General features: G+C 62.9%; 20 protein-coding genes and 1 pseudogene. 7 read left to right on the top strand and 14 right to left on the bottom strand.

Translation table 11 applies throughout. The features are described 5' to 3' along the window. The first annotated feature begins 150 nt into the window (after nt 1-150). Nucleotides 151-531 carry a hypothetical protein gene (locus ACVWVY_RS20415; protein ID WP_456628066.1) on the top strand — a complete coding sequence of 127 codons (381 nt, stop codon included), beginning with the start codon at nt 151-153 and terminating at the stop codon, nt 529-531. An 18-nt stretch (nt 532-549) separates the two neighbouring features. On the opposite strand, the gene ACVWVY_RS20410 is transcribed toward ACVWVY_RS20415, so the two are convergent. From ACVWVY_RS20410 to ACVWVY_RS20400, 3 genes are all read right to left on the bottom strand, one after another. Further along, nucleotides 550-915, bottom strand: a complete 366-nt coding sequence (locus tag ACVWVY_RS20410) for a hypothetical protein (RefSeq protein WP_456628065.1) — start codon at nt 913-915, stop codon at nt 550-552. 23 nt (nt 916-938) lie between these two features. After that, on the bottom strand, nt 939-1,304 hold the full coding sequence (flaF, locus tag ACVWVY_RS20405) for a flagellar biosynthesis regulator FlaF (protein WP_456628064.1): 366 nt from the start codon (nt 1,302-1,304) through the stop codon (nt 939-941). Nucleotides 1,305-1,620: 316 nt separating this feature from the next. After that, nucleotides 1,621-3,885, bottom strand: a complete 2,265-nt coding sequence (locus ACVWVY_RS20400) for a DUF1522 domain-containing protein (RefSeq protein WP_456628063.1) — start codon at nt 3,883-3,885, stop codon at nt 1,621-1,623. Between the two features lie 311 nt (nt 3,886-4,196). On the opposite strand from ACVWVY_RS20400, the gene flbT reads away from it, so the two are divergent. Then, nucleotides 4,197-4,625 (top strand): flagellar biosynthesis repressor FlbT, encoded by a 429-nt coding sequence (gene flbT / locus ACVWVY_RS20395; RefSeq protein ID WP_456632263.1) that lies wholly within the window; start codon nt 4,197-4,199, stop codon nt 4,623-4,625. A 70-nt stretch (nt 4,626-4,695) separates the two neighbouring features. Here flbT and ACVWVY_RS20390 read toward each other — a convergent pair whose 3' ends face one another. From ACVWVY_RS20390 to ACVWVY_RS20370, 5 genes are all read right to left on the bottom strand, one after another. Continuing rightward, nucleotides 4,696-6,573: a flagellar protein gene (locus tag ACVWVY_RS20390; protein WP_456628062.1), complete on the bottom strand. Its 1,878-nt coding sequence runs from the start codon at nt 6,571-6,573 to the stop codon at nt 4,696-4,698. A 7-nt stretch (nt 6,574-6,580) separates the two neighbouring features. Next, on the bottom strand, nt 6,581-8,464 hold the full coding sequence (gene flgK, locus ACVWVY_RS20385; protein WP_456628061.1) for a flagellar hook-associated protein FlgK: 1,884 nt from the start codon (nt 8,462-8,464) through the stop codon (nt 6,581-6,583). Between the two features lie 44 nt (nt 8,465-8,508). After that, entirely contained in the window at nt 8,509-10,323 is a 1,815-nt protein-coding gene (locus ACVWVY_RS20380; protein ID WP_456628060.1) for a flagellar hook protein FlgE, read from the bottom strand. A 187-nt stretch (nt 10,324-10,510) separates the two neighbouring features. Beyond that, nucleotides 10,511-11,011: a peptide-methionine (R)-S-oxide reductase MsrB gene (gene msrB / locus ACVWVY_RS20375; protein WP_456628059.1), complete on the bottom strand. Its 501-nt coding sequence runs from the start codon at nt 11,009-11,011 to the stop codon at nt 10,511-10,513. Between the two features lie 63 nt (nt 11,012-11,074). Next, nucleotides 11,075-12,559 (bottom strand): NAD(P)/FAD-dependent oxidoreductase, encoded by a 1,485-nt coding sequence (locus ACVWVY_RS20370; protein ID WP_456628058.1) that lies wholly within the window; start codon nt 12,557-12,559, stop codon nt 11,075-11,077. Between the two features lie 94 nt (nt 12,560-12,653). On the opposite strand from ACVWVY_RS20370, the gene ACVWVY_RS20365 reads away from it, so the two are divergent. Both ACVWVY_RS20365 and ACVWVY_RS20360 read left to right on the top strand, forming a co-directional pair. After that, nucleotides 12,654-13,208 carry a SixA phosphatase family protein gene (locus ACVWVY_RS20365; RefSeq protein WP_456628057.1) on the top strand — a complete coding sequence of 185 codons (555 nt, stop codon included), beginning with the start codon at nt 12,654-12,656 and terminating at the stop codon, nt 13,206-13,208. Between the two features lie 159 nt (nt 13,209-13,367). Then, nucleotides 13,368-13,793: a universal stress protein gene (locus ACVWVY_RS20360; RefSeq protein ID WP_456628056.1), complete on the top strand. Its 426-nt coding sequence runs from the start codon at nt 13,368-13,370 to the stop codon at nt 13,791-13,793. A gap of 291 nt (nt 13,794-14,084) precedes the next feature. Here the strand turns inward: ACVWVY_RS20360 and ACVWVY_RS20355 are convergent, their stop codons facing one another. Next, nucleotides 14,085-14,321 (bottom strand): DUF1127 domain-containing protein, encoded by a 237-nt coding sequence (locus tag ACVWVY_RS20355; protein ID WP_456628055.1) that lies wholly within the window; start codon nt 14,319-14,321, stop codon nt 14,085-14,087. A gap of 176 nt (nt 14,322-14,497) precedes the next feature. On the opposite strand from ACVWVY_RS20355, the gene ACVWVY_RS20350 reads away from it, so the two are divergent. Then, nucleotides 14,498-15,838: an aminotransferase-like domain-containing protein gene (locus tag ACVWVY_RS20350; protein ID WP_456628054.1), complete on the top strand. Its 1,341-nt coding sequence runs from the start codon at nt 14,498-14,500 to the stop codon at nt 15,836-15,838. On the opposite strand, the gene ACVWVY_RS20345 is transcribed toward ACVWVY_RS20350, so the two are convergent. Together ACVWVY_RS20345 and ACVWVY_RS20340 are read right to left on the bottom strand one after the other, a co-directional pair. Next, nucleotides 15,828-16,433, bottom strand: a complete 606-nt coding sequence (locus tag ACVWVY_RS20345; RefSeq protein ID WP_456628053.1) for a YdcF family protein — start codon at nt 16,431-16,433, stop codon at nt 15,828-15,830. The genes ACVWVY_RS20350 and ACVWVY_RS20345 overlap by 11 nt on opposite strands. A 105-nt stretch (nt 16,434-16,538) precedes the next feature. Next, complete coding sequence (locus tag ACVWVY_RS20340; protein WP_456628052.1) at nt 16,539-17,144, bottom strand: hypothetical protein; 606 nt, start codon at nt 17,142-17,144, stop codon at nt 16,539-16,541. 69 nt (nt 17,145-17,213) lie between these two features. Here ACVWVY_RS20340 and ACVWVY_RS20335 point away from each other — a divergent pair, with 69 nt between their 5' ends. After that, a complete protein-coding gene (locus tag ACVWVY_RS20335; protein ID WP_456632262.1) occupies nt 17,214-17,648 on the top strand; it encodes a hypothetical protein in 435 nt (144 codons plus the stop codon). 27 nt (nt 17,649-17,675) lie between these two features. Here ACVWVY_RS20335 and ACVWVY_RS20330 read toward each other — a convergent pair whose 3' ends face one another. The 3 genes and pseudogenes from ACVWVY_RS20330 to ACVWVY_RS20320 all read right to left on the bottom strand — a co-directional run bounded on the left by ACVWVY_RS20330 (nt 17,676) and on the right by ACVWVY_RS20320 (nt 22,346). Further along, nucleotides 17,676-20,078, bottom strand: a complete 2,403-nt coding sequence (locus ACVWVY_RS20330; RefSeq protein ID WP_456628051.1) for an EAL domain-containing protein — start codon at nt 20,076-20,078, stop codon at nt 17,676-17,678. A 162-nt stretch (nt 20,079-20,240) separates the two neighbouring features. Continuing rightward, nucleotides 20,241-21,680: pseudogene (locus ACVWVY_RS20325) on the bottom strand (MFS transporter). Nucleotides 21,681-21,839: 159 nt separating this feature from the next. Further along, nucleotides 21,840-22,346, bottom strand: a complete 507-nt coding sequence (locus ACVWVY_RS20320; protein ID WP_456628050.1) for a YciE/YciF ferroxidase family protein — start codon at nt 22,344-22,346, stop codon at nt 21,840-21,842. 381 nt (nt 22,347-22,727) lie between these two features. Here ACVWVY_RS20320 and ACVWVY_RS20315 point away from each other — a divergent pair, with 381 nt between their 5' ends. After that, a complete protein-coding gene (locus ACVWVY_RS20315; RefSeq protein WP_456628049.1) occupies nt 22,728-23,783 on the top strand; it encodes a lysylphosphatidylglycerol synthase transmembrane domain-containing protein in 1,056 nt (351 codons plus the stop codon). Nucleotides 23,784-23,865: the final 82 nt, after the last annotated feature.

Genomic DNA, 23,865 nt, shown 5'->3' with positions numbered 1-23,865 from the left:
CGGTTTTCGGATCTCTACAATTTTAACTAAATTTGCACGCCCGCGTCAGCGCGGAATTGAGCGTGTTCCCTAACACCGCGTTGAGAGGTGTAGAGCTATATTGTTTCGACGAGGGGTTGGGATTTGACTCGCGCAAGCCTGGAGGCTGCCATGAGTACAGATTTCAACATCAAACCGGTGGGGGCACCGGTTGCCGCGCCGATCGTTCAGCACGTGAGCGAGGCGGCACAACATGCGGTCGCGACCGAACTGCCGGCGAGCCAGAGCGTCGCGGCGGTCGACTCCGCGCGCGCCAGCGCCGATTCCGCCCCGGTCCGCGTCTCCATTTCGAATGCTTCTTCGATGTCGAACCAGGTGGTGATCGATCGCGACGCCCGCGCCGTCGTCTATCAAGTCATCGATACCAGGACGAGCCAGGTGGTGAAGCAGTTTCCCGAGGAAGCAGTGCTGCGCCGTCGCGCTTATTTCCACACGCTGGACCTGACCAAGGACGCCCCGACGCGGCTTCGCGCAACCGACCGCAAGGCTTAGGACGCGTAACGGCTGACGTTAGCTCGCGCGTGATGCGTAGGCCTGGTCGAGATAGGTCTGGCCGCTCGACGGATCGCTGACGACGTTCTTGATCTGCGCTTTGCCATTGGCCGTCAGCGTGAACTTGGTGTCACCGATCCGGAACGAATTGTCCTTGATCAGCACTTCCTGGAATTTGTTGGTGCCGCCACTCTGGTACTGCACCTTGGCGCGAAAGCCCGTGACGTCCGAGATCGTGATCTTGAACGTCTTGTTGTCGGGGTATTTCCCGGTCCAGCTACCTTCGTACAGCGTGGGTTCGACCGGCACATAGGGAGTCTTGGACGGAACAGTCAACCCCACCGTCTTGTAGTTGGCTGATATGATGCTCCAGAGGTCAGCCATGTCGGCACACCCGCCCGAACCCGTTAGCCGCGACCGGAAAGGCCGGCGGCGAGATTGCAATTGATATCGATCAGCGGTTTCAGCTTGGCCGGATCCGGATTCAATTGCATGTCGACGGTCTGCTTCATCACGAAGACGCCGATGTTAGCGATGTTCTGCCGCACTTCCATCGGTTGAGGATTCTCGTTCGCCTCGACGGCGCTCATGAAGATCGACCAGAGCCGACGGTTGAAAAGCAACGCGTTGTGCATGGCCGAATCAGGGCCATTCCAGTTGGACTGGACGTCCTGGAGTTGCCGTGCGGCCTTCAGCAGTGCCTGCGCTTCAATTTCACGGGGAGACGTCGTCGTTTGAGATGTACGCGCGTAGGCCTGAGCTGCATTAGACATTCACGAACCTCGATGGGAGCGATTTGCAAGACCGCGGGAATTCCGAAAAACTGCCCAACTTTCATACCGGTTGCGCCTTTAAATATGGTTAGCAAGAGTTACCGATTGTGTCGGCAGTCCGGCAAAAAATCCATATTTGCGCCAGCATGCGGGCCATCAAGTTCTGATGGAATTAACATCGAAGCCCAAATTATTTGCTTCGACGCTTTTCTTCATGCTGCGCGTTTTTTCTTCTCGAGCCGGAAGAAGTTCTCACCCGAAAAGAAAGGCGGCGGAGTTTCCCCCGCCGCCTTGATCGTTGAGTTCGCCGTCCCGCTTAGCGGAGTAGCTGCAGCACGCTCTGCTGCGACTGGTTGGCCAGCGCCAGCGCGGACACCGCGATCGACTGGCGGGTCGACAGCGCCTGGCTGTTCGCCGCTTCCTCGTTGGTGTCGGCCAGCGTCAGGTTCGACGAGCCGGTCTGCAGCACGTTGATCAGGTTCTTCGAGAAGTCCTGACGGATCTGCACGATCGAAAGGTTCGAACCCAAGGCGGAAGCCTGCGTGCGCAGCTGCGTCGAAGCATTGGCGAGGTTGGTGATAACCTTGTTCGTGGCGGAGTTGTCGATGAAGTCGGTGCCCTGAACCAGGTTGGCGAGGCCGAGACCCGCCGCGTTGAAGTTGACGCCCGTGATGTTCAGCGTCGACTTGCCGGTTTCGTTGAACGTCAGCTTGAGCTGATCGCCGCCCAGCAGGTTGATGCCGTTGAACGATGCGTCCTGCGCGGTCGTCGTGATCTGCGACAGGATGCCGTTGAACTGGGTCACCAGGTTGCTGCGAACGTTCTGCGCCGTGATGTCGACCACCGGAGCCGTCGCGATCGTGAACGTGACCGCGCTGGTCAGCGTGCCGCCGATCGCACCGCCTGAAAGCACCGACCCGAGGGTCGACGAAGCATAGTCGTTGGTGGTGGTGATCGTCAGCTTGCCGGTGGAATCCACCGTCGCCGCCAGATTGTTGGCCAGCAACGCGTTATTGAGCTGGTCGAGGGTCTTGACCGTGCCGTTGGAACCGTCGCCGAAGGTGACGTTGACCGGCGTACCGCCGTTGAAGGAGGTGAAGGTCAAAGTCTTCCCGGAGAGGCTGCCGGGCGCCGCGCTGCGACCCGCGTTGAAGCTGGTGCCGGTGCCGGTGTTGCCGGTCAGGCCGAGCGCCGAAAGCGCATTGCCGGTGCCGGAGATCGCCAGGTCGGCGGTCGTACCGGTCGAGAGCTGCAGCGCGCCCGCAACGATCGACGATGCGACCTGGCCTGGGGCGGTGGCGATCGCTGCCGAACCGCCGGTGTTCGTCGCGGTCTGGACACCGGTCGCGATGTCGATCGCCTTCAGCGTGTCGGCGAGCGTGCCGCCCTGCAGGTAGACCGTCGAGTTGCCGTTACCGTCGGTGACGAGGTTGCCGTTGACGCCCGAGCCGACCGGAACGTTTGCCGGCAGCGGAGCCGCGGCGTTCTTGAACGTAATGATCTTGCCGTTGACGTTCAGCGTCGAGCCGTCCTGGATCAGCGTGCCGGTCGAGGCAGACGTGATCTGGCGCTGACGGGTGACCGTGGCGTCGCCGGAGCCGACCGACGTGGTCAGACCGAGCGCGCTCAGCAGGTCGGCGCGGCCGGTGATGCTGAGGTCGGAGCCGGTGCCCGTGTGTAGCGTCAGGGCGCCAGTCGTGATGGAGGCGTTGGTGCCCGAAGAGTTGGAGAACGCCGCCACGCCGGTCGTGGTGTTGATCACGGCCTTCTGGACGCCGCTGGCGAGGTCGATGGCGTTCGCAAGGTCCTGCACCGTACCTGTCGGGGCACCGGTCGTGCCGATATAGACGGTGGAGTTACCGTTACCGTCGGTGACGACGTTTTGGAAGACGCCGGAGCCGGCGGGAACAGCGCTACCTGCCGGAGCCGAGCCCGACTTGAAGGTGATGGTCTTGCCGTTGACGGTCAGGGTCTCGCCGTCCGTCGGCGCGCCGTTGGCCGCAATCGTCGTGGCGCTGGGCGCGCCCGCCAGAGTCAAACCGAAGGCAAGGCTGTTCGCGGTACCCGCACCGTTCGGGGCGCCGGTGCCGACCAGCGGAGCGGAGGTGCCGCCGAGCGTCGTGCCCGAAGCGGCCGGCGTGGTGCCGCCGGCCGCGCCGGAGAACAGTACGTTGGAGGTCGCGGTGGCGCTGGTGTAGGTCGTGGTGCCGCGCAGGTCGTTCGAGGTCGCGCCGGTGATCGTGGCGGAGACGTTCGACTTGGTGGAGTAGCCGACCGCGCTCTGCAGCGCCTGGTTGGCCAGCGACTTCGCGGTATCGACCAGCTTCTGCAGCGAGGTGATGCCGGTGTTGGCGGCCTGCAGCACCTGCACGCCGTTGCCGATACCGTCGAGGAGATTGTTGATGTCACCGGCGCGCGCATCGAGCGACTGCGCGGTGAAGTAGTTGGTGGGGTTATCGAGGGCCGTGTTGACCTTCTTGCCGGTGGCAAGGCGGTTCTGCGTGGTCGCGAGCAGGTCAGCGGTTGACTGCAGCGAAAGGAGGTTCTGGCGAACCGAAGCCGAAAGAACAATACCGGACATCTTTCATACCTTTCTGGTGTGAAATTAAGACAAGCCACTACCCGACCTCGCGATCAGGCGACCGCCTCACTCTGAAACCAACTCTCTAAGAAAAAATGAATTTGGTCGGCCGCGACGCCCCTAAAGACGGTGAATTTGAAATTAATTGGCCGTTTCCGAATCTGCTCCGTATTCCTACGGGTCGCGACGCGAAAAGCCCCGTCAAATGGGCACAAATCGCATGTTCACCATTGGTTAACCATCATGGGAAAGGATGCGAATCTGCCGGCGGGCAATCGACAACGCGCGAAAAGCGCCAACGGAGAACAGGCATGGCCTTGAAAGTCGAGCTCAAACCGCACGAGCGAATCATCATCGGCGCCTGCGTGGTAACCAATACCGATCAGCGCGCCAGACTACTGATCGACGGCGACAGGATCCCGATCCTGCGCGAGAAGGACATCCTCACACCCGAGATTGCCGACACGCCGGCCAAGCTGGTCTATCTCGCCGTGCAGCTGATGTACCTGTCGCCGGATCCGATGGCGCACCATCCGACCTACTTCAGCCTCGTCCGCGATATCCTGACCGCGATGCCGAGCGCCTGGCCCTTCATCGAAGGAATCAACAACTACATTCTGAACGGCGATCTCTATCATGCGCTGAAGGAATCCAAAAAACTGATCGGCCATGAAGAGCAGATCCTGGAGAGCGCCCGGAAAATGCAGGCGCTCGGCGAGCCCGATCGCAAATCTGCATAGCGATCGCATCGCTTCAAATGAAAAGGCCTCCTTGCGGAGGCCTTTTCATTTTTGAGCCGGCAAATTTTCGTCAGACCGGCAGGAACTTGGTCAGCGTGGTCTGGTAGAGCATCGACGTGGTCTGATACGAGGCCTGCAGGCTGGTCTGCAGCGCCAGGATCTTGGTCGCGACCTCGTCCTGGTTGATGCCCTCGATCTGGTCGAGCATGGTCTGCGCCATTCCCTTGAGCTGGGTCTGGCGGTCGGTCGAGGCCTTGATGGCGTTCTGTGCGCCGGCGAACTCCGCCTGCATGTCCTGAATCGATTGCTGGCCGGTCTGCGGCGCCAAGTTTGCCGAAATCCGCTGCTGCAGCGCGTTCACCTGCGCCTTCGAGTTCGGATTGGCGGCATTGGTCGTAACCGCGGAATACACCGCGATGTTCTGCAACTGATAGCGCAACGCCTGCTCGTTGGCGCGCGCGCCATACTGCACCGTGATCGACTGGTCGATGCGCGCGATCGCGGTGCCGCGCGCCGGATCGGTACCGACTTCGCCCGTGTACCACGAAACGGTGTTAGCGGATGTGCCGCCGACCAGATTGGTGGCGGTGGCAAACGGGGGACCGTTGACACGCAACGGCGCCGGATTTGCGCTCGCCGGGGCGCTGAAGCCCAGCGCCGTGAACGCGGCCGTGTTCGAACTGGAAACTGCCAGGCTCGCACCGTCACCACCATGCAGCGCTACCACGCCGCCGGTGACGGTCGACGGCGTACCCGTACCGGTGATCGAATCGATCTTTGCCAGCAACGTCTGCACACTGTCGGTGACGTTGAGCTGGTTGCCCGTCGCGCCGGATGCGACGAAGGTGATCGGCGTGCCGTTGACCGTAATGGTATCGCCCGCCGCAAAGCTCGCGGCCAGCGAATCCGTTCCCGCAGTGCCCGCGAGCAGCGTGGCGCCGGTGATCGGCGCCGGCACCGCGGCCTGGTTGTTGACCGCAGTCCCCGTGACGGTCGCGGACGGATTGAAGAAATTGTCGGATGCCGCGATCGCGGACGCCGCCACCAGCGACGTATCGCCCAACGTCTGGATCGATGACGTCAATGCGGCCTGCAGGTTCGCGGTGGTCGCTGCCGTATCGACGCCGATCAGAAACGAGCCTGCCGGCGGCGGATTCTTGGTCGTTGCGGTCAGCGCGATCTGCTCGGTGGTGCCGTCGGGCAGGTTGAAGTTGAACGTGATCTTGTCGCCATCGTTCGGATTGACGGTGCCGAGATCGACGGTTGCGGCCGGCGGCGCACCGGCCGGCTGCGTCACGGTCGCGCCGGTCAACGATGAACTGATCGAACCAAGCTTCATGCCGAACGACGAACCATCCTCAGCCAGGCGGGTCACGGTGGTCGTCAGCGGTGGCGACGAGACCGTCAGGTGCGCCATGTTGCTGACGCCCTGATCGGCCTGGCGGCGTTCGTTGATCAGTTGCTTCAACCCGGCCTGCGTTCCCAGGCCGTCGAGCATGACGTCGGCCGGCACCGTCGCTGATGTGTCGGTGGTGCGTCCGGAAAACAGAAAGCGGTCGCCGGTCTGGCTGTTGAGCAGCGACACCGCATTCGAGAACGCCGCCTGCGCCGTGATCTGGCCGGAGGTTTGACCATTGTTGTTGAGCACGATGGTCGACGTACTGGCCGCGCTCTTCACCGAAGTACCGATGTCGGTCAAGCCCTGCAGCGCAAGGTTGACGACGTTGAGCCTGATATTGACGTTCTTGGCGGTGTCCGCATAGGAATCGAGGCCGCTGACCTGGGCGCGCAAGCTAAGCGCGAAGCCGCGATTGGCGCCCTGCCCCGCATAGGTCGTCGAGACCCGGCCGCTAGCGAGCTGCTGCGTCAGATTGTCGAGTTGCGCACGGATATTGAGGATCGAGGTCCCGATATAGGATGTTCGGCCATTAACGCCATCGATCGACATGAAACCCTCACATGGCCTGGATCAGCGTGTCGTACATCTGCTTGATGGACGACATGACGCGTGCGTTGGCGGAATAGGCGTTCTGCAGCGCGAGCAGATGCGCCATCTCGTCGTCGATATTGACGCCCGAGGCATCCGTCACCTTCTTCTGCAGCGTGTTCAGCACCACGGACTGACCGTCGGCGAGTTGCTTGGCGGCGGTCGCGGCCTCGCCCTGCTGGCTGATGAACTGCTTGGCGAAGTTGGTCAGCGTGCCGGTGAACGGAGCGCCGGTGGTTCCGATGCCGGTCTGCGGCGAATAGCGATAGTTCCCCGACTGCAGCTGCGTGAGAATGAAGTCGGAACGCGTGGTGTCGCCCGCCGCCGTCAACGGGCTGGTGGAAAACACGATGGTGCGCGAGGGATCGCCGAGCAGCCCGAGATTGACGCTGATGCGGCCCGCGAGACCGGTCTGCTGCGAACCGCTGGCGGTGAGCGCACCGGTAAAGAGCCCGCCATTGTCGGTGAACAACGGAAGCTGCGGGTTGCCGCTGGTGAGCGAGGACATCGTCGTGGTCACCGACGCCGCCAGCACGTCCGAGCGATTGGACGCGCCGTCATCCAGCACGCGCAGCGTCGAACCGGACGGATTCGAAAAATGCAGATTGGCACTCGACCCGAGCGCGGCGTTGAGCTGGCTAACCACCGAAGCCATGCCGCCGGCAAAATTGATGCCGAGAACCTCATCGTTCGGATCGAGGGTCGCGGTATTGCTCAGCGGCAGCACGCTTGGATCGTCGACGCGCACGATCGAGAGATTGTGCGTGATGCCGGTGGTGTTGTCCTTGTAGGTAACGTGCATGACGTTGCCCGACTGCAATCCCGTGAGATCGAGATCATAGCCGGCCTGCGGCAACACGGACGCCGGAGCGGCGGTGCCGGCCGTCGTCTTGTCCGACAGCGCACTCGCCATCGACGCTGCGAACTGGTCGATCTGCGCCTGCGCCTTCACCAGCGTGTTGTCGCGCAGTTCGAGATAGGCCGCGATCTTGCCCGAACGAATGGAGTTGGTCGACACCAGATCGTAGCTGCCGCCGTGCGGGAAATTGATCGCGATGGTGCCGACGTTGCTCTTGGTCGGATCGGAGTTGTACAGCGTGTTGGGCGTCATCGTGCCCTGCGGATTGAAGCTTAGCTGCGCAGCCTCGGTACCAACCAGTTGCACGCCGGAGTTCGTGAACACCGTCACCTGATTGAGGTCGTTAACGACCGTTCTGATGTCCATCAGACTCGACAATTGCGTGATGTACTGATCACGCTGGTCGAGCAGCGACGCCGTCGCCGCATCGGTCTTGCCGTTGTTCTGAAGCTGGTTGTTGATGAACGCGATCTGCGCCATCGCATTGTTTGCCGTAACGATGGAATCGTTGATGCCCATTTCGGCGTTGGCGCGCAGGCTCTGAATCCCCTGCGTCGCCGCATTGAGCGTCTGCGCCATCGTCTGCGCGGCGGCGACGGCGCTGATCCGCGCCGACTGCGAGTCCGGGCTGGTCGACAGGCCCTGAAAGGCGGTCAACAGCTTGTTGAACGAGTCCTCGATGGTGCCGGTCTCGGCCGGATTTCCGTAGACGTTCTGCAAATTTTGCAGGAAGGTCGAGCGGATATCGGCATAGGCCGCGCCGGAGGTTTCCGTCCGCAGTTGTGTCTGCAAATACTGGTCGAGCTGCCGGTCGACGCCGTTGAGCAGAACGCTCGAGCCATAGTCGCCGTTGGTGCCGGCGACCTGAATGACCGTCTTCCTGACGTAACCCGGCGTTTCCGCGTTGGCGACGTTCGATCCGACCAGCGAGATCGCGGCTTGCGTCGCGCGCAGGCCGGACATTGCGGTGGAGAGAGCTTGACTCAAACCCATGACTAATTGCCCATCTCAAATCGCATCGCGAACCTCGCGACTAACTACCGCAGCACGTTCAGCAGATCCTGCACCATCGTGTTGGAAGTGGTGATGACCTTGGTGTTGGCCGAGTAAGCCTGCTGGGTGACGATCAGCTTGGTAAACTCGTCCGCGATGTCGGTGTTGGATCCTTCAAGCGAGGAGCCGACGATGGTTCCGGCCTTGCCGAACAGCGCCTGTCCGGACGCGTCGGTGACCTCGAACGCGCCGCCGTTGACGCGCTTGAGGAAGTTGGTGCCGTTGAAGGTCGCGACCGAGATTTCGGCGAGGTCGAGGTTGCGGCCATTGGAATAGTTGCCGACGATGCGGCCATTGCTGCCGACGCCGACCGACTGCAACTGGCCGGCCGGGAAACCGTCCTGCTGGATCTGGTTGACCTGCACGTTGCCATTGGCGTCCGCGAATTGGGTGACACCGCCGGTGCCGAAGTTGATGACGGGACTGCCCAGCGAGACGCCGTTCACGACGGCATTGTTAAGCGTGATGTTCGGAACTGCTGGCGTCATCTGGCCAGAGGCAGAGAAGGTGAAATTGGTGTTGACGTTTTGCCACGAGACCGCGGTGCCGGTTGCGTTGGGATTGACCTGGTAGAACAGATTCCAGGTGTCGGTATGGCCGGCGCCGAGCGAGGCAGTGTCGGTCTTGGCCCAGCGGAACTGCAGGTTCACGGGCGCGCCCGACACGTCGTAAGTCGTGACCGCACCACCCGCGATCGACTCGGCGAGGAACGTCGAGTTGTCGTTACCGACGACCTGGCCGGTGCCAACGCCGCCGCCGCCGCCGCGCGTCGCCGTCACGGTGCCGGTAAAGCCGAGCGCGGCGAAGGCCGTGCTGTTCGAGCTCGTGACCGAGAGATTGTTGGCGAGGCCGGAATGCAGCGTGATCGAGCCCGAGGCGATCGTGGACGTGTTCGGGGCTGACGTTCCCTGGAGCGCGTCGATCTTGCCCAGCAAGGTTCCGATGTTGTCTGTGATGTTGATCTGGTTGTTGCCGGCGGCGCCTGACGCCATGAAGGTGAGGGTTTGGCCGTTGACCGTAATGGTGTCGCCCGCGATGAAATTGGAAGAGATCGAGTCGGTACCGGCGGCGCCGTTGAGCAGGGTCGCGGCCGTGTTCGCAACCGACGGCGTCGCTTTGTTGCTCTGAGTGGTGCCACTCCTGGTGGCGTCGGTAAAGGGCGCCGCGGGCGTGCCGAGCGCCAGCGGATTGTGTCCGGCGCTATATGACCCGGGCGCGATCAATTCCGATCCGGGGACCGAAACGTCGTGCTTGGTCGTGAACGGATAGCTGGCCAGGTTGGCGCGATAGTCGATCCTGGTGGTTTGCTGCGCCGGCAAAAAGTCGTTCTGGAATCTGAGAACCTGCGGCGAACTGCCGGAAGGGTTGCCGGTGGTCGGATCGATCGGCACGCCCTGCAGATAATAGCCGGCGCCGTTGACGAGATAACCGCTCTTGTCGAGCTGGAAGTCGCCGCGGCGGGTATAGCGGTCGACGCCGTCGAACACCGGCGTGCCGTCGGTGATGTTGCCGGGCTTTTGAACCGCGAAGAAGCCGTTGCCGTTGATCGCCATGAAGGTCGCAACCGAGGCCGTCTGCACGTCGCCCTGCACCGAGTTGGTGGAGCGGGATTGCGTGGTCACGCCGCCGGCAAGCTGCGCGGTGGCGGCGGTCTGCGGAATGAGATCGAGGAAAGAAGTATCAACGCGCTTGAACGCCGTCGTCTGCGAGTTGGCGATGTTGCCCGAGACGTTTTCCAGCGCGTAGGAGTTGGCGCGAAGGCCGCCGACCGCGGTGGTGAGAGCGCCGAAGATACCCATGACATGTTCTCCAAATTCGATCCGGGCGGCTCGCCGTTTTGGGGAAACCGAGGCCGCGTCGGGAGAAGATGTCGCAAGCGTTGTGCCAAACTATAAAATACAGAAACATCAATGACTTAAAGAAAAAGCCCCGGTCATACGACCGGGGCACATTTGCCGGGCGGGCAACAATTGCCGGGCAGCGCCCCTACGAAGCCGTGGGACCTGCCGGGTGAAACACCAGCCCGAACCCGTCGATGCAATAGCGCAGACCGGTCGGTTTCGGCCCGTCGTCAAAGACGTGACCCATGTGGCCACCGCAGCGGCGGCAGTGGACTTCCGTCCGCGTCATGCCGAACGTTGTGTCCTTGGTTTCGCCAATGGCATTGTCGAGCGGTTTCCAGAAGCTCGGCCAGCCGGTGCCGCTCTCATATTTGGTGTCCGAGGAGAACAGCGGCAGGTCGCAACCGGCGCAGGCAAAGATGCCCTTGCGCTTTTCCTTCAGGAGCGGGCTCGAACCCGGCCGCTCGGTGCCGTGCTTGCGCAGGATTTCATACTGCTGCGGCGTGAGTTGTGCGCGCCATTCGGCGTCGGTCTTTTCCACCTCGAACTTCTCGGCGGCCTGCGCCGGCGTGGTGCGCAGCCAGCGGAAAGCGGCAAGGCCAAACAGGCCGGCGACAGATGCGAGCAGGATACGGCGTTCGATCATGGAAATCTCCGTGCGAGGCGGGCGTAACGGTTCGCCATCAAGTACGGCCCACGGCCGCCGACGTTACACGGAACCGTCCCGGATTTTCTCACTTTCCTGCGAGGGAGCGGCTGATATCCCGCCGTCCTGCGCCGCTACCGGCCGCGGAGGCTGTGGACGCACCGGGCGCGGCCCAGCCGGCGGGCGCGCCGGCCTGGTTCCGGCCTGCCGGTTGGCCTCCGCCAATCGCGCCTCGCGCACGCGTTCCCGGACACGGGCGCCTTCGCGGTAACGGGCCAGTGCGCCCGCCGCGGCGGAATGGCCCCGCCCCCACAGGCCGATCAGATGGCCGGCGGCTCGGCCGGTGGCGCCGCCCGCCCAGACCAGTTCGAACGGCGAGAACAGTTTCCAGCGTTCCTCGCCCCACAGGATGCTGCGCGCGATGACCTGCCCCGCCATCGCCGAGGTGTTCAGCCCCTGGCGGCCGAAGCCGCTGGCGACCCATAGTCCTTTGCGCAACTGGCCGATCTGCGGCATGCCGTGCACGGTCACCCCGACCGCGCCGCCGAACACGTCTGATATCGCGACCTTGCCGAGCTGGGGGAAGATGGTGGCAATGCGGCGCTGAATGGCGGGTCCAAAGCGGCGTGGCCGCGCCTCCCAGGTGGTTTCCGGGCTGGCCCACATCAGCCGGTCGCCGTCGACGATCCGGAAATGATCGATGCCGTCGCTGTCGGCCACCGATCCCTTGAAGGCGATCACCTCGCCCAGCCGCTCGCCGAGCGGCTCCGTGATCGCGGCATAGCGCCAGACCGGCAGCAGCGTCTCCGACAGGCGGCGCAACGGGGCGCCGAGATGAACGTTGCCGGCCAGCACGATGTGCGAGGCGCGCAGCCGCGCCGACGGCGTCACGATGCGCTTGCGAATCCCTGACGGGTCGATGCTGACGACAGGCGTATCCTCGAAGATGCGTGCGCCCGCCCGCCGCGCCTGCGCGGCAAGACCGTGGATGTATTTGCGGCCGTCGATCTGGAACGCGCGCGGATAATAGATGCCGTGGAAATAGCGTGCAGTCCCCAGCTGATCGCGAACGCGATCGACCTGCCATCCGTCGACCTCGGTCTCGAAATCCTCGCTCAGCGTCTGCAGCCGGGTGATCAGCGTTTCGCCGGCGTCAACGGTGGAGACCTCCAGCGCGCCCTCGGTCAGTGTAATTCCCGGCATCGCCTCTTCGGTGGCGGCGGCGCGAACGTAATCGGCGCCCTGCTTCGACAGCGCCCACAGCTCGCGCGCGTCCTCGAGGCCGACGCGCTCGATCAGGTCGCCGATCGGAAGACTGTAGCCCGGCATGACCGTGCCGAGCTGATGGCCGGAAGCGTTCCAGCCGACATATCGGCCTTCCAGCACGGCCACGCTGGCGCCGAGTCGCGCGGCCTCCAGCGCCACCGTGAGGCCGGCAAGTCCGGCCCCCACCACGCAAATGTCAACATCCAGGTCGAATGACAGACGCGAGCGAAAAGGCGCGTCGTCGTCGGGGCTGTTGGTCGCACTTGTGAAAGTCTCGGGCATGGCGTTTCTTACGGACCGCTGCAGCGCTTGTCACCCTGTCCGGGACATGAGCTTGTAGATTAGTCCAGACTAAGACCGAATCGAGATTGCGCCCATGCGCCGTTTGATGCTGCTGCGTCACGCCAAGACCGAACACGACGCGCCTTCGGGCCATGACCAGGACCGTCGTCTCGACGAGCGCGGCCGGCTGGATGCCGCCGCCCTCGGAACCTGGATCGCCCGGCATCCGCCCTTGCCCGATACCGTTCTGGTTTCGACCGCGGTGCGGGCGCAGCAGACCTGGGAGATCGCACGCGATGCGATGAAGGATGCCGTGCAGGGACGACCTCCGCAGCCACAGGTCGAATTGCTCGACGAACTCTACGGCGCCGAGCCGGCGCAGCTGCTGCGGATCATCCGGTTGGCCGAGGTCACCGATCCCGCGCGTTTGATGGTGATCGGCCACAATCCCGGCATGCATGAACTGGCCTTGATGCTCGCCGGCAGCGGCGACGCAGCAGCGAAGAAGTCACTCGAGCACAATCTGCCAACCGCTGGCTTGGCCATCCTGGATTTTGCCGTCGACGACTGGAACGACGTGGCGTTCCGCCGCGGCAAACTCGTGCGCTTCACCAGCCCGAAATTGCTGAAGCAGGCGCTCGACGATTGAGGCAGGCGGACATCCCTGCCCCGCCATGCTAAGCTCCTCGCGACACGGTTTTCGAGCAAATTGAGAACAAGTTCGCGTAAAAGAAAATACGTCAAAACAAAAGGCTAGGGCCCGATCCTGATAAGTCAGGAGCGAACGGGCGCCGGGCAGGAGGCGCAGATGTTCAAGTCGATTCTCGTGCCGATCGACCTGGCCGATACCGATCTGGCCAAGCCGGCGATCGCGACCGCAGCAACACTGTCGCAGACCTGGAAAGGCTCGGTGTGCCTGCTCAATGTGCAGCCGATGACGCCAGCGATGCTGGCGGAATATGTGCCGGCCGATTTCGACGTGCTGCAACGCGCGGCGTCGGAGGAAGCGCTCGCGATTGTGGCGAGGGAATCCGGCATCGAGGCGGCGCGCATTTCCACCGCTGTGCGGCAGGGCGGCATCTATCACGAGATCCTCGAAGAGGCGGCGGCCATCAAGGCCGACCTGATCGTGATGACCTCGCACCGGCCGGCGATGCGGACCTATTTCCTCGGCTCCAACGCCGGCCACGTTGTGCGCTACGCCAGATGTTCGGTGCTGGTGGTGCGGCACTAGCGCCGAGTCCGGAACCTAATTCCCGATTGTCGACACCGTGGCCAGACTCGAGCAGACGTCCCGCATTGCGCCTTCGAGCTCGTTCAGGAGAAACCAAAGAGCCAATGCGAAGCCGGCAATCAGGGCTGCGATGAGCATGCCGCGCAGCCCCATCCGACCGACATCCATGGCTATTGGATCCGGTCCCGCGACCGGAAAGTCATAGCCTCGAAATTCGATCGCGACCGGACAAAAAAATCGGCCCGATCTTTCGACCGGGCCGATGACGTTACAGCATTCAGTCCGGGCACCTCACATGATGCGCCCGAAGTCCGGATCGATGACGCCACGCACGGCCGATTCAATGCGGCTGCGCTCGATGCCGATGTCGCGGAGCGCACGATCGTCCAGTTCGCTCAGGGTTTGGATGGCTTGGCGACGCGCAAGATGGGTGACGACGCCGTTCACCCAGCCACTGAGCAGGCGGAAAAATCCGGCCACTGCTTTGCGGGACGCAGGCCGACCTGCCGTCTGGGATATCGTCGTCATCGTTCTTCTCCTTCTTTTGCGCGGCAAACCGCTGCCGCCGACGCAAACGCGGGATGCGCGTGCGCCCTATTGGTCCGATTGGGTTGCACCCCTCTCAGTGCAATCTCAGGCTTGATGGGTTCAAAATGATCCGATACACTCCTCGGTGCAAGGAAAACATTGCTCTCGGTGCAATAATGTCAAAATTCGAGTATCTGAAGCTTGCCGATACCGTCGCCGCGGAGATCGCCAATGGCGGTCTCAAGCCCGGCGACCGCCTGCCGCCGCAGCGCAGCTTCGCCTATGCGCGCAAGATCGCGGTCTCGACCGCGAGCCGCGTCTACACCGAGCTGTTGCGCCGCGGCCTCGTAGTCGGCGAAGTCGGGCGCGGCACGTTCGTCTCGGGCGAGACGCGTCGCGGCGTCGCCATGCCGACTGAGCCGCGCGGCGCACGCATCGATCTGGAAGTGAACTATCCGATCCTGCCGACGCAATCGGTGATGATCGCAAGAAGCCTTGCGGGGCTGGAACGCCCCGAAGTGCTCGATCTCGCGTTGCGGCACTCCACCACGTCGGGCACACAGGCGGCACGGACCATTTCCGCCGAGTTTCTCTCCCGCGAGGACTGGTCTCCGGCCCCCGATCAACTCGTGTTCACCGCGAACGGCAGGCAATGCATCGCCGCAGCCCTTGCGGCGCTGGTGCCGAGCGGCGGCCGCTGCGGCGTCGAGGCGCTGACCTATCCCTTCATCAAGGACATCGCCGCGAGGCTCGGCGTCACGCTTGTGCCGCTCGCGATGGACGAAAACGGCGTTCGCCCGGACGCGGTGCAGAAGGCGCACCGCGAAGCGCATTTGTCGGCGCTGTACGTTCAGCCGACGATACAAAATCCGCTCGGCATGACCATGCCGCCAGCGCGCCGGGCCGACCTGCTTCGCGTCGTCGAGAAGCTCGGCCTCACCGTCATCGAGGACACGGTCTATGGCTTTCTCGACGAAGAAACGCCGATGGCCGCGCTCGCGCCGGATAGCTGCATCACGCTCGACAGCCTGTCGAAGAAGGTGGCGCCCGGCCTTGCGCTCGGCTTCATCGTTTCGCCGCCGCGCCTGCGCGAGCGCATCATGGCCGCGGTTCGATCCGGCGGATGGACGGCTTCCGGATTTGCCTTTGCCGCCGGACAACGGCTGATGGCTGACGGTACGGTGGCAGAACTGTCACGCCTGAAACGGATCGACGCGGCGCGGCGCCAGCAGATGGCGGCGAGATATCTCGCCGGCTTCGAAGTCCAGGCGAACGTCAAATCCTACCATCTATGGCTCACTTTGCCCCAGCATTGGCGCTCGCAGACATTCGTCGCGGCCGCAGCCCGGCGCGACATTGCGCTCACCCCTTCGACCACCTTCGCCGTGAGCCCCGGCCATGCCCCCAACGCCGTTCGCCTGGCGCTCGGCGCCCCCTCTACCGAACAGCTCGATCTGGCGCTGCGAACGCTCTCGGGAATGCTGACGGCGAAAGAAGACGTCGACACTACCGAATAGATCTATCGGTCGCACTTTCACTCTCCGGCCACTCCGCGATGAAGCCCCTCGCCTTGTACGGCTCGATCTTGTCCCATTCATTGAGCATGCGGCGCGAGAATTCAGGGTCGGTGTGCCAAAGCGCCCGCGGCGTCCCAAAACTGTCGACCATGACCAGCATCTTCTCCACTTCCGGCCAGTGCCGATGCAGCGTCATCGGGTAGCGGCGCGCCGTCCAGGTGTTGCCGAGACAGATCACGCTGCGGATGCCGGCGAGCCCGAGCGCTCGGTCGATGACCGGCAGCGAGAAGATCACGTTCTCGCCGGTGTTCATCGCACGATCCTCTCTCAGGATGATGTCGGCAGGAACACCGCGCGCGACCATGGCATCGGCAATGATCGCGCATTCCGACAGATCGGATCCCGGCGTCACGCCGCCGCTCACGATCGCCCAGCGAAAATACCCCCTTCGCCACAGCCGGCAGGCTTCATCGACGCGCTCGTCGACGTCCTCGCGCGTGCCAAACACGAACAGCAGGTCCGCCGGCCGTAGCGGCGTCTCGATCAAATGCCGCGCGTTGATCGCGGCAATCTCGGCCTCGGTGGGCAATCGCATTGCTTCGATCCGTCGCGACGATTCGTCAGGGAAATTCGGCCGCAACGATGCCGACAGTCGCTGGCTTCGCGAAGTCACATTTCATTTCGCTTGATTGCGAAGCGACTATGGCAGCAGCGCGTCGGGAAGCTGGTCGAAAGAGTAGCTGCGCGGCCGATTGCGTTTGATGAAGCCGCCTATCGTCCAGACGAACCAGGCGGCCATGCCGACGAGAAACAACGCGCCGGTGAATTCGAACGTCATAAGCGCCCGTACCAGAAGTCCGATCATCGCGATCGCCAACAAGGCCACCATCGTAACCGCTGTGGCATAGGTGACCGTCCCGATCCCGCCGGTCAGGGAAGCCTTGCTGCCTGCCGCCCTCATCCTTCGGTGCAGCTCGGTGATGAAGGCGCGGTAGCCCTGGTCCTGCGGCGTCATCAGCGAGACGGTCTGCCAGGTCGTCGAAAGGATGGCGATCCGCCCCTCCCCGGCCCTTTCGATATCGGCGCGAAAGCGGCGCGCTTGCATCGACATCGGTCGATACGACAGACGGATCGAAGCGATATCGGCATACGGCCACACGCCGGACCTGCGGCCGATCCGCCACGACAATCCGGCATCCGTCAGTTCGAATTGATACGCCGACGAGATCAGTGACGCCTTGTAGACGTAGCTGATCGTGCGCGCCCCCTCGCCTTCGCTGGCCTGGTTCGGTAGTGATGTCGGCAATTCAAAATATCCGTGTCGTTTGAAACCGCCGGCTTGCGCGGCGAGCCGGCTTTACCTTACAAGCGGGCCATGGCCGAGACGACTTATTTTCCGCGCCGCCTGATTCTGGCCGGCGCGATAGTTTCCGGAGTGCTGCTGGCGCTGGCCGTGCACATGCTGGGCGCGCGTTACGGGCTCGATCTCGGCGGCCTGTGGCGGTCCGATACCAGCGCGTTCATGCCCGCGGGCGCAGCGATCGCGTGGTGGCTGATCGCGACCGTGGGCTTTTCCGGCGGCTATTTCACCGCCAACCTGATGCACAGCGCGGCCTCGGGCCAAATTCCGCAGCGTATGCGCCAGTTCCTGATCGCGGTCGGCGTGCTGATCCTCGCCGGCGCGGGACAGGCCGCCTCGGCGCCTAGCCCGGTTCCGACCATTTCGGGCGTGCTCGCGGGCCTTGCCGCCTTGTGCCTCGGTGCGGCAATGGCGTTCTGCGGCGCACATTTCGCGCTACGCAAAGCCTAAGCGACCCGCGTTTTCGAAAAGACCTGCCTAGGCGGTCAGGCGCTGCCGCGGCTGTACCAGCATGTTCTCCACCTCGGCGGCGGGACGCGGGCGGCTGAACAGATAGCCTTGCGCCTGCGTGCAACCCTCCTGGCGCAAGAGATCGAATTGCGCATCGGTCTCGACACCTTCGGCCGTGGTGACGATGCCGAGGCTCTTGCCGAGGCCGGTCACCGCACGGACGATCGCCATCGAATCGTCACGCGTCGCCAGTTCACTCACGAACGAACGGTCGATCTTGATCTTGTCGAACGGGAAGCTGCGCAGGTAGCTCAGCGACGAATATCCCGTTCCGAAGTCGTCGAGCGAGATCCTGACGCCAAAGCCACGCAGCTCGTGCAGAACCGACAGCGTCGCCTCGCTGTTCTGCAGCAGCACCGATTCCGTTATCTCCAGTTCGAGCCGATGCGCCGGAAGGCCGGAGGCCCTCAACGCTTCCTTGACGGTCGATACCAGGCTGGGATTCTTGAACTGCACCGGCGACAGGTTGACGGCAACGCAGACATCCTGCGACCAGCCGGCCGCGTCCAGGCAGGCCTGGCGCAATACCCAATCACCGAGCGGAACGATCAGGCCGGTTTCTTCCGCCAGCGGAATGAAATTGACCGGCGAGATCATGCCGCGCAACGCGTGATTCCAGCGTACCAGGGCTTCGAAGGCGACCACCACGTCTTTGGCAACGTCGCGGATCGGCTGGTAATAGACTTGGAACTCTCCGCGCTTCAGCGCCGCGCGCAAATCCAGTTCCAAAAGGCGCCGCGCCTGCGCGCGCGCGTCCATTCCGGTCTCGAAGAAGCGGTAAGTGCCGCGGCCGTCCTCCTTGGCGCGGTAGAGCGCAAGATCGGCCTTCTTCAGCAGTTCGTCGGGATTCTTGCCGTCCTCGGGCGCCAGCGAAATGCCGATACTGACGCCGATGACGAGCTGGTGACCGGCGATCTCGTAGGGCGCAGAAACTTTCTCGACCACATGGCTGGCGAGCATGGCGACGGCGGACGGCTCGCAATCGCTGCAAAACTGCACGATCGCGAATTCGTCGCCGCCGAGCCGCGCCACCGTGTCGTGCTCCGTCACGCATTCGCCGAGGCGCCGTGCGACCTCTTTCAGCAGCGCGTCGCCGACCGGATGGCCAAGCGAATCGTTGATGTCCTTGAAGTGATCGAGATCGAGACACAGCACGGCAAGCTGATCGCTGCGCCTGACGAGCCGCAAGGCCTTTTCGAGCTGTTCGCGAAACAGCGTCCGGTTCGGCAGATTGGTCAGCGCGTCATGGCGCGCCATATGGGAAATCTGTTCCTGGGCCGCCTGCCATTCGGTGATGTCTTCGAACGTAGCGACCCATCCGCCGCCCTTCATGGGCTGATCGACCACGCGGAGCGAACGTCCGCCGCGACCCATCGTCTTGGTCACGGTCCTGCCGGCTTTGGCGTCCGCCACCACCGCATGAAAGAACTCATCGGGATCGCCGTCCCATTCGCCGACCGCTTTCACTTCCCGCAGGACGTCAATCAGCAGGCGGCCCTGCAGCGGCATGCCAGACCGGTCCATGAGTTCGACGTAGCGCTGGTTGAACAGCAGGATGCGGCCCTCCGCATCGAACATGCAAAGTCCCTGCGACATGTTGGTGATGGCCGAATCGAGCAGGATCTTTTGTCCATGGAGTTCGCCCTTTGCGGCGCGATCGAACATCGCCGCCAGCAGCGATATGCCGAGAATGGCAAAGGCCCCGATAGAGGTCAGAAACGAGAGCGCCGCCGGCGAAACCGTTAACGCATCGGAGCCGAGCGTCGGATCGGGGACGAGCGTGACGGCGCCCATGGCCGTGAAATGATGTGAAACGATTGCGACCGTCAGCAGGCTGGCGGCCGCCAGGGTATGGACCGTATCGTCGCGACGCACGGCGACCAGCATTGCAATCGCCGCGAATACGCTTCCGAAAACGATCGAGGCCAAAACGGTACCGGGTGCCCAGACAATGTAGGCCGGGAGCTCGAGTGCCGCCATGCCGGTATAGTGCATCGCCGCGACACCGGTGCCGATGATCGCACCACCGGTCGCGACGACCGACCGGCGCGCACTGAACAGTGCAACGCAGAGGCCGATCGCGACAATGCATATCGCGAAGAGCAGGGACAAAAGTGTGACGGGTATGCTGTATCCGGCGCCCGCGCCCGGATCGTAAGCCAGCATCGCGACGAAATGGGTAGCCCAGATTCCGCAGCCGCCGACAGCCGCGTCGAGGCAGATCCAGATCGCGCGCGTTCGGCCATGCGAGGCCCTGGCACGATGAAACAGGCTGATGGCGACCGCGCTGGCGAACGTGCAAATGGCGCCAGCCAGCACAACCAGTCGCCAGTCATGCTCGGTGACGAGGCAATTCAGGACTTGGTACATTACAGACCCCTCAGTGGCCTGTAATTGCAGTTCCATTGGTATATTTTGGGGTAACCGCCGCGGCTCGTTTGCGAGGATGGTGAACAAAACCCTTTTGGAGGCGCGCTGTCCGGAAATGCCGGGAACCGGTTCGCCGCGACGTCTGCACAAATTACAACCGGGTCAGTCGATCGACGACTCCCACCAGATTGCCGCGGCGGCGGCGAGCAGCACGCCTGCCGAAATGATCAGCGATGCATGCAGCCCCGACATGAAAGCACGGGACTGGCCCACCAACGCACCGAACAAGGCGACGCCCAGCACGCTGCCGGTCTGCCGGGTCGCGTTGAGTACGCCTGCAGCGATGCCCGAGCGCGATTTCTCCACGCTGCCGAGCAGCGTCGACGTCAATGGCGGCACCAGCAATCCGAGACCCGTGCTCATCGCAATCAGCTGCAGGCAGATCGCCCAATAGCTCGTATCGGCCTCGATACCGAGCATCGCAAGGCATCCGGCCGCGGAGAGCACCGCGCCGGCAGCAATGGTGGCGGGCGCACCGATATATTCGGTGACGCGGGGGGCGACCAGGTTCACGGGCAACACCGCGGCCATCATCGGCACGAAAGCCAGTCCGGTTTCAAATGCCGACAACCCATTGATCTGCTGGAAATAGAGGCTGAGCACAAAGATCAAGCCATAGATCGCGACATTGACGAGCAGGCCGATCAGCGACGTCAGTGCGAACATCCGGTTCCTGAACAGCCGCAGCGGCAGCATGGGTTGTGGCGCACGCGCTTCCCGCCAGACAAACAACACCGCAAAGATCGCAGATGCTGTGAAGCCCGCGATGACGACCGGACTGCTCCATCCGAGCGAGGCCCCCCTCAATAATTGCGCCGGCGAGAAAGCCGAGTGCCGCGATCGCGGTGACCTGACCCGGCAAGTCTATCCCGCGCTGCGGAGAGCGCGTCGTCTCGCTCGCAAAGCGCCACGTCAGCCACAGCCCCGCAAGGCCGATCGGCAGATTGACCAGGAAGATCGAGCGCCACCCGACCAGCGTGATCAGGGCGCCGCCGACAAAGGGACCAGCCGTCAGCGCAACGCTTGCGCCGGCGGCCCAGATACCGACCGCACGTCCGCGAGCTTTTTCGTCGATATAGGCGTGACTGAGCAACGCCAATGACTGAGCAACGCCAATGAGTTCGGCACCAGAATGGCGGCCGCCAGGCCCTGGACGCAACGCGCGGAAATCAGCGTCGCTGCATTGGGCGCCAGCGCGCAGGCAACGGAGGCCGCCGTAAAAAGGGCAAAGCCCGCGATGAATATCCGCTTGGAACCGATCCGGTCGCCCAGCGCGCCCGCCGTCAGGATGAAGGCCGCGAACGCGATGGTGTAGGCGCCGACCACGCACTGCAATTCGGCGACGCCGCCGCCAAGCGAGGTTCCGATGGCATTGAGTGCGGTGTTGACGATAGTGACGTCGAGCTGGACCACGCCATAACCGAGGCTCATCGCCGCGAGCGTCAGCGACGTTGTCAACTTTGACGGTGCCGCTCCGGCTTCCAAATCGAACGAATTATCGGTGCCCGAAACCGGCTTGAATTTGACGGAAGTGTTTCGCATGGATCACCCAATTTGGGGATCCAACGCCATTCAATGACGTCCGTTTCCATACAATGTTTCGATGAAGATCGAAGTATAGGCGTATCCGGCCGTCTCCTTGCGATAAAACGCCGCGCGAGGTGTCCCCGCGCGGCGTTTTGCCTCATTCAGGAGTCGAAATCAGCTTGCGGCCCGCAGGTTGACCTTGCCTTCCGCCAGCGAGGTCAGCTTGGCGTCAGTCTTCTTTTCCTCATCGAGCGTCTGCTGGAGGATGCTGGCGCAGTCATTGCGTCCCAGCTGCCGCGCCCACGCGATCAAGCTGCCGTAGCGGGTGATCTCATAGTGCTCGGCGGCCTGCGCGGCGTTGATCAAAGCTGCGTCCAGCACGGCCTTGTCAGCGATCTCGCCCGCGACCTCGTCGGCTTCTTCGATGATGCCGTCGATCGCCGGGCAATCGACCGCCTTCACCTCGGCGCCGTGCATGCGGAATACCTCCTCGAGGCGCTGCACATGCGTCCTGGTTTCGTCGAGATGGGTCAAAAAGCCTTGTTTCAGCTGCTTATCGGTCGCTTTTTCGGCCATCTTTGGCAGGGCCTTCACGAGTTGTTTCTCAGCGTAATAAACGTCCTGCAATTGATGGATGAACAGGTCGTTCATGGTCTTGATGTCTTTGGTGAAGAGTCCCATTGCCGTCCTCTTTCGTTCGGGAACATGCAGGCGCAGGCCTTTTCCCGGCCTGACACGCGCGTCATGTTCGATTGCTGATGGGAAGCTAACCGGCTCCAGAAAAGGATGTTCCTAAGCACCTCGAAAACGCCGCGATGGAACGGACGGAACGGCAAAAAGAGCACGCGGAACGGACCTCGATGCGACTCAAAATCGTTAACGCGGCGACATATGTAGGGCGTATGACAAGGGCGGCCAACGAAGCCAAAAGGCATGCTTGTCAAGGGCTGCACAAGGGCCCGGTTTTGGCTTATGGATTTCGCGAACGGTGCCACTGACCGTCGACTGTCACCTGTCATGACAGGCCTAAATATTTACGTTGCCGCCCCGCCGGGAGGATGAATGCATCGGCTGCTGACCGCGCTCGGGCGTGGCTTCAAGAAGAAGATCGGCTGGAAACGGCTAGGAATCGCTGCGAGTCTTCTCATCATCGGTCTTGCGATTACCCACCTGGTTCACACCCTCAAGGGGGTCGACACCGGGGTTATCCTGACTGCGCTCACCGACATCGCGCCACATCGGATCGCGTTGGCCGCGCTGTGCGTGGTGGGGGCGTTTTGCACGCTGACCTTTTATGATTTCTTCGCATTGCGAACCATTGGCAAGACCCACGTCCCCTATCGCATCGCCGCGATGTCGAGCTTCACCAGCTACACCATCGGCCACAATATCGGCGCCACCGTCTTTACCGGCGGCGCGATCCGGTTCCGGATCTATTCCGACTACGGCCTGACCGCGATCGACGTCGCAAAAATCTGCTTTCTCTCCGGCCTCACCTTCTGGCTCGGCAATCTGTTCGTGCTCGGCTGCGGCATGGCCTGGCATCCCGAGGCGGCATCGGCGATGGACCTGCTGCCGCCGGCGATGAACCGGCTGATCGCGCTCGGCTGCCTTGCCGGCATTGCCGCCTATTTCGTCTGGCTGCTGATGGGCGAGGGTCGCCGCGAGCTCGGTCAGAACGGCTGGAAGGTCGTGTTGCCCTCCGCCCGGCTGACGCTGCTGCAGGTCCTGATCGGCGTCGTCGATCTCGGCTTTTGCGCGCTGGCGATGTACCTGTTGATGCCGACCGAGCCGCATATCGATTTCGTTTCGCTGGCGGTGGTGTTCATCCTGGCGACGCTGCTCGGCTTTGCCAGCCATGCACCCGGCAGCATTGGCGTGTTCGACGCCGCGATGCTGGTGGCGCTGCCGCAGTTCGGCAAGGAACAATTGCTGGCGACGCTGGTGGTGTTCCGGATCCTGTACTTCCTGATCCCCTTCGGCATCTCGATTTGGATCATGGGTACACGCGAACTCTGGCTCAGCGTGCTGCAACCCTGGCTAGAACGGCGCCGCCTCGGCGAGGCCTGCACGGCCAAGGCCCGGGTGCGACCACCGATCAAGGGCCGGCAATCCTGAGGCTGGTAACGGCGTCGTTATCTGCGCCGTCTGGTCTTTTGACGCAGAGCGGCCTCATTCTCTTATTTCTGCCTTACCGCTA

Source organism: Bradyrhizobium sp. URHC0002 (assembly GCF_054059515.1).
This window is presented reverse-complemented; position numbering and strand designations above follow the sequence as displayed.

Excerpts from the sequence above, each read along its gene's own strand:
- ACVWVY_RS20400 (WP_456628063.1), bottom strand. The coding sequence starts at position 3,885 with ATGTCCGGTATTGTTCTTTCGGCTTCGGTTCGCCAGAACCTCCTTTCG.
- ACVWVY_RS20410 (WP_456628065.1), bottom strand. The coding sequence starts at position 915 with ATGGCTGACCTCTGGAGCATCATATCAGCCAACTACAAGACGGTGGGG.
- ACVWVY_RS20355 (WP_456628055.1), bottom strand. The coding sequence starts at position 14,321 with ATGACGACGATATCCCAGACGGCAGGTCGGCCTGCGTCCCGCAAAGCA.
- ACVWVY_RS20415 (WP_456628066.1), top strand. The coding sequence starts at position 151 with ATGAGTACAGATTTCAACATCAAACCGGTGGGGGCACCGGTTGCCGCG.
- ACVWVY_RS20320 (WP_456628050.1), bottom strand. The coding sequence starts at position 22,346 with ATGGGACTCTTCACCAAAGACATCAAGACCATGAACGACCTGTTCATC.
- ACVWVY_RS20315 (WP_456628049.1), top strand. The coding sequence starts at position 22,728 with ATGCATCGGCTGCTGACCGCGCTCGGGCGTGGCTTCAAGAAGAAGATC.
- ACVWVY_RS20345 (WP_456628053.1), bottom strand. The coding sequence starts at position 16,433 with ATGCGATTGCCCACCGAGGCCGAGATTGCCGCGATCAACGCGCGGCAT.
- ACVWVY_RS20365 (WP_456628057.1), top strand. The coding sequence starts at position 12,654 with ATGCGCCGTTTGATGCTGCTGCGTCACGCCAAGACCGAACACGACGCG.
- ACVWVY_RS20350 (WP_456628054.1), top strand. The coding sequence starts at position 14,498 with ATGTCAAAATTCGAGTATCTGAAGCTTGCCGATACCGTCGCCGCGGAG.
- flbT (WP_456632263.1), top strand. The coding sequence starts at position 4,197 with ATGGCCTTGAAAGTCGAGCTCAAACCGCACGAGCGAATCATCATCGGC.
- ACVWVY_RS20360 (WP_456628056.1), top strand. The coding sequence starts at position 13,368 with ATGTTCAAGTCGATTCTCGTGCCGATCGACCTGGCCGATACCGATCTG.
- flgK (WP_456628061.1), bottom strand. The coding sequence starts at position 8,464 with ATGGGTTTGAGTCAAGCTCTCTCCACCGCAATGTCCGGCCTGCGCGCG.
- ACVWVY_RS20330 (WP_456628051.1), bottom strand. The coding sequence starts at position 20,078 with ATGTACCAAGTCCTGAATTGCCTCGTCACCGAGCATGACTGGCGACTG.
- ACVWVY_RS20390 (WP_456628062.1), bottom strand. The coding sequence starts at position 6,573 with ATGTCGATCGATGGCGTTAATGGCCGAACATCCTATATCGGGACCTCG.
- ACVWVY_RS20335 (WP_456632262.1), top strand. The coding sequence starts at position 17,214 with ATGGCCGAGACGACTTATTTTCCGCGCCGCCTGATTCTGGCCGGCGCG.
- msrB (WP_456628059.1), bottom strand. The coding sequence starts at position 11,011 with ATGATCGAACGCCGTATCCTGCTCGCATCTGTCGCCGGCCTGTTTGGC.
- ACVWVY_RS20370 (WP_456628058.1), bottom strand. The coding sequence starts at position 12,559 with ATGCCCGAGACTTTCACAAGTGCGACCAACAGCCCCGACGACGACGCG.
- ACVWVY_RS20380 (WP_456628060.1), bottom strand. The coding sequence starts at position 10,323 with ATGGGTATCTTCGGCGCTCTCACCACCGCGGTCGGCGGCCTTCGCGCC.
- flaF (WP_456628064.1), bottom strand. The coding sequence starts at position 1,304 with ATGTCTAATGCAGCTCAGGCCTACGCGCGTACATCTCAAACGACGACG.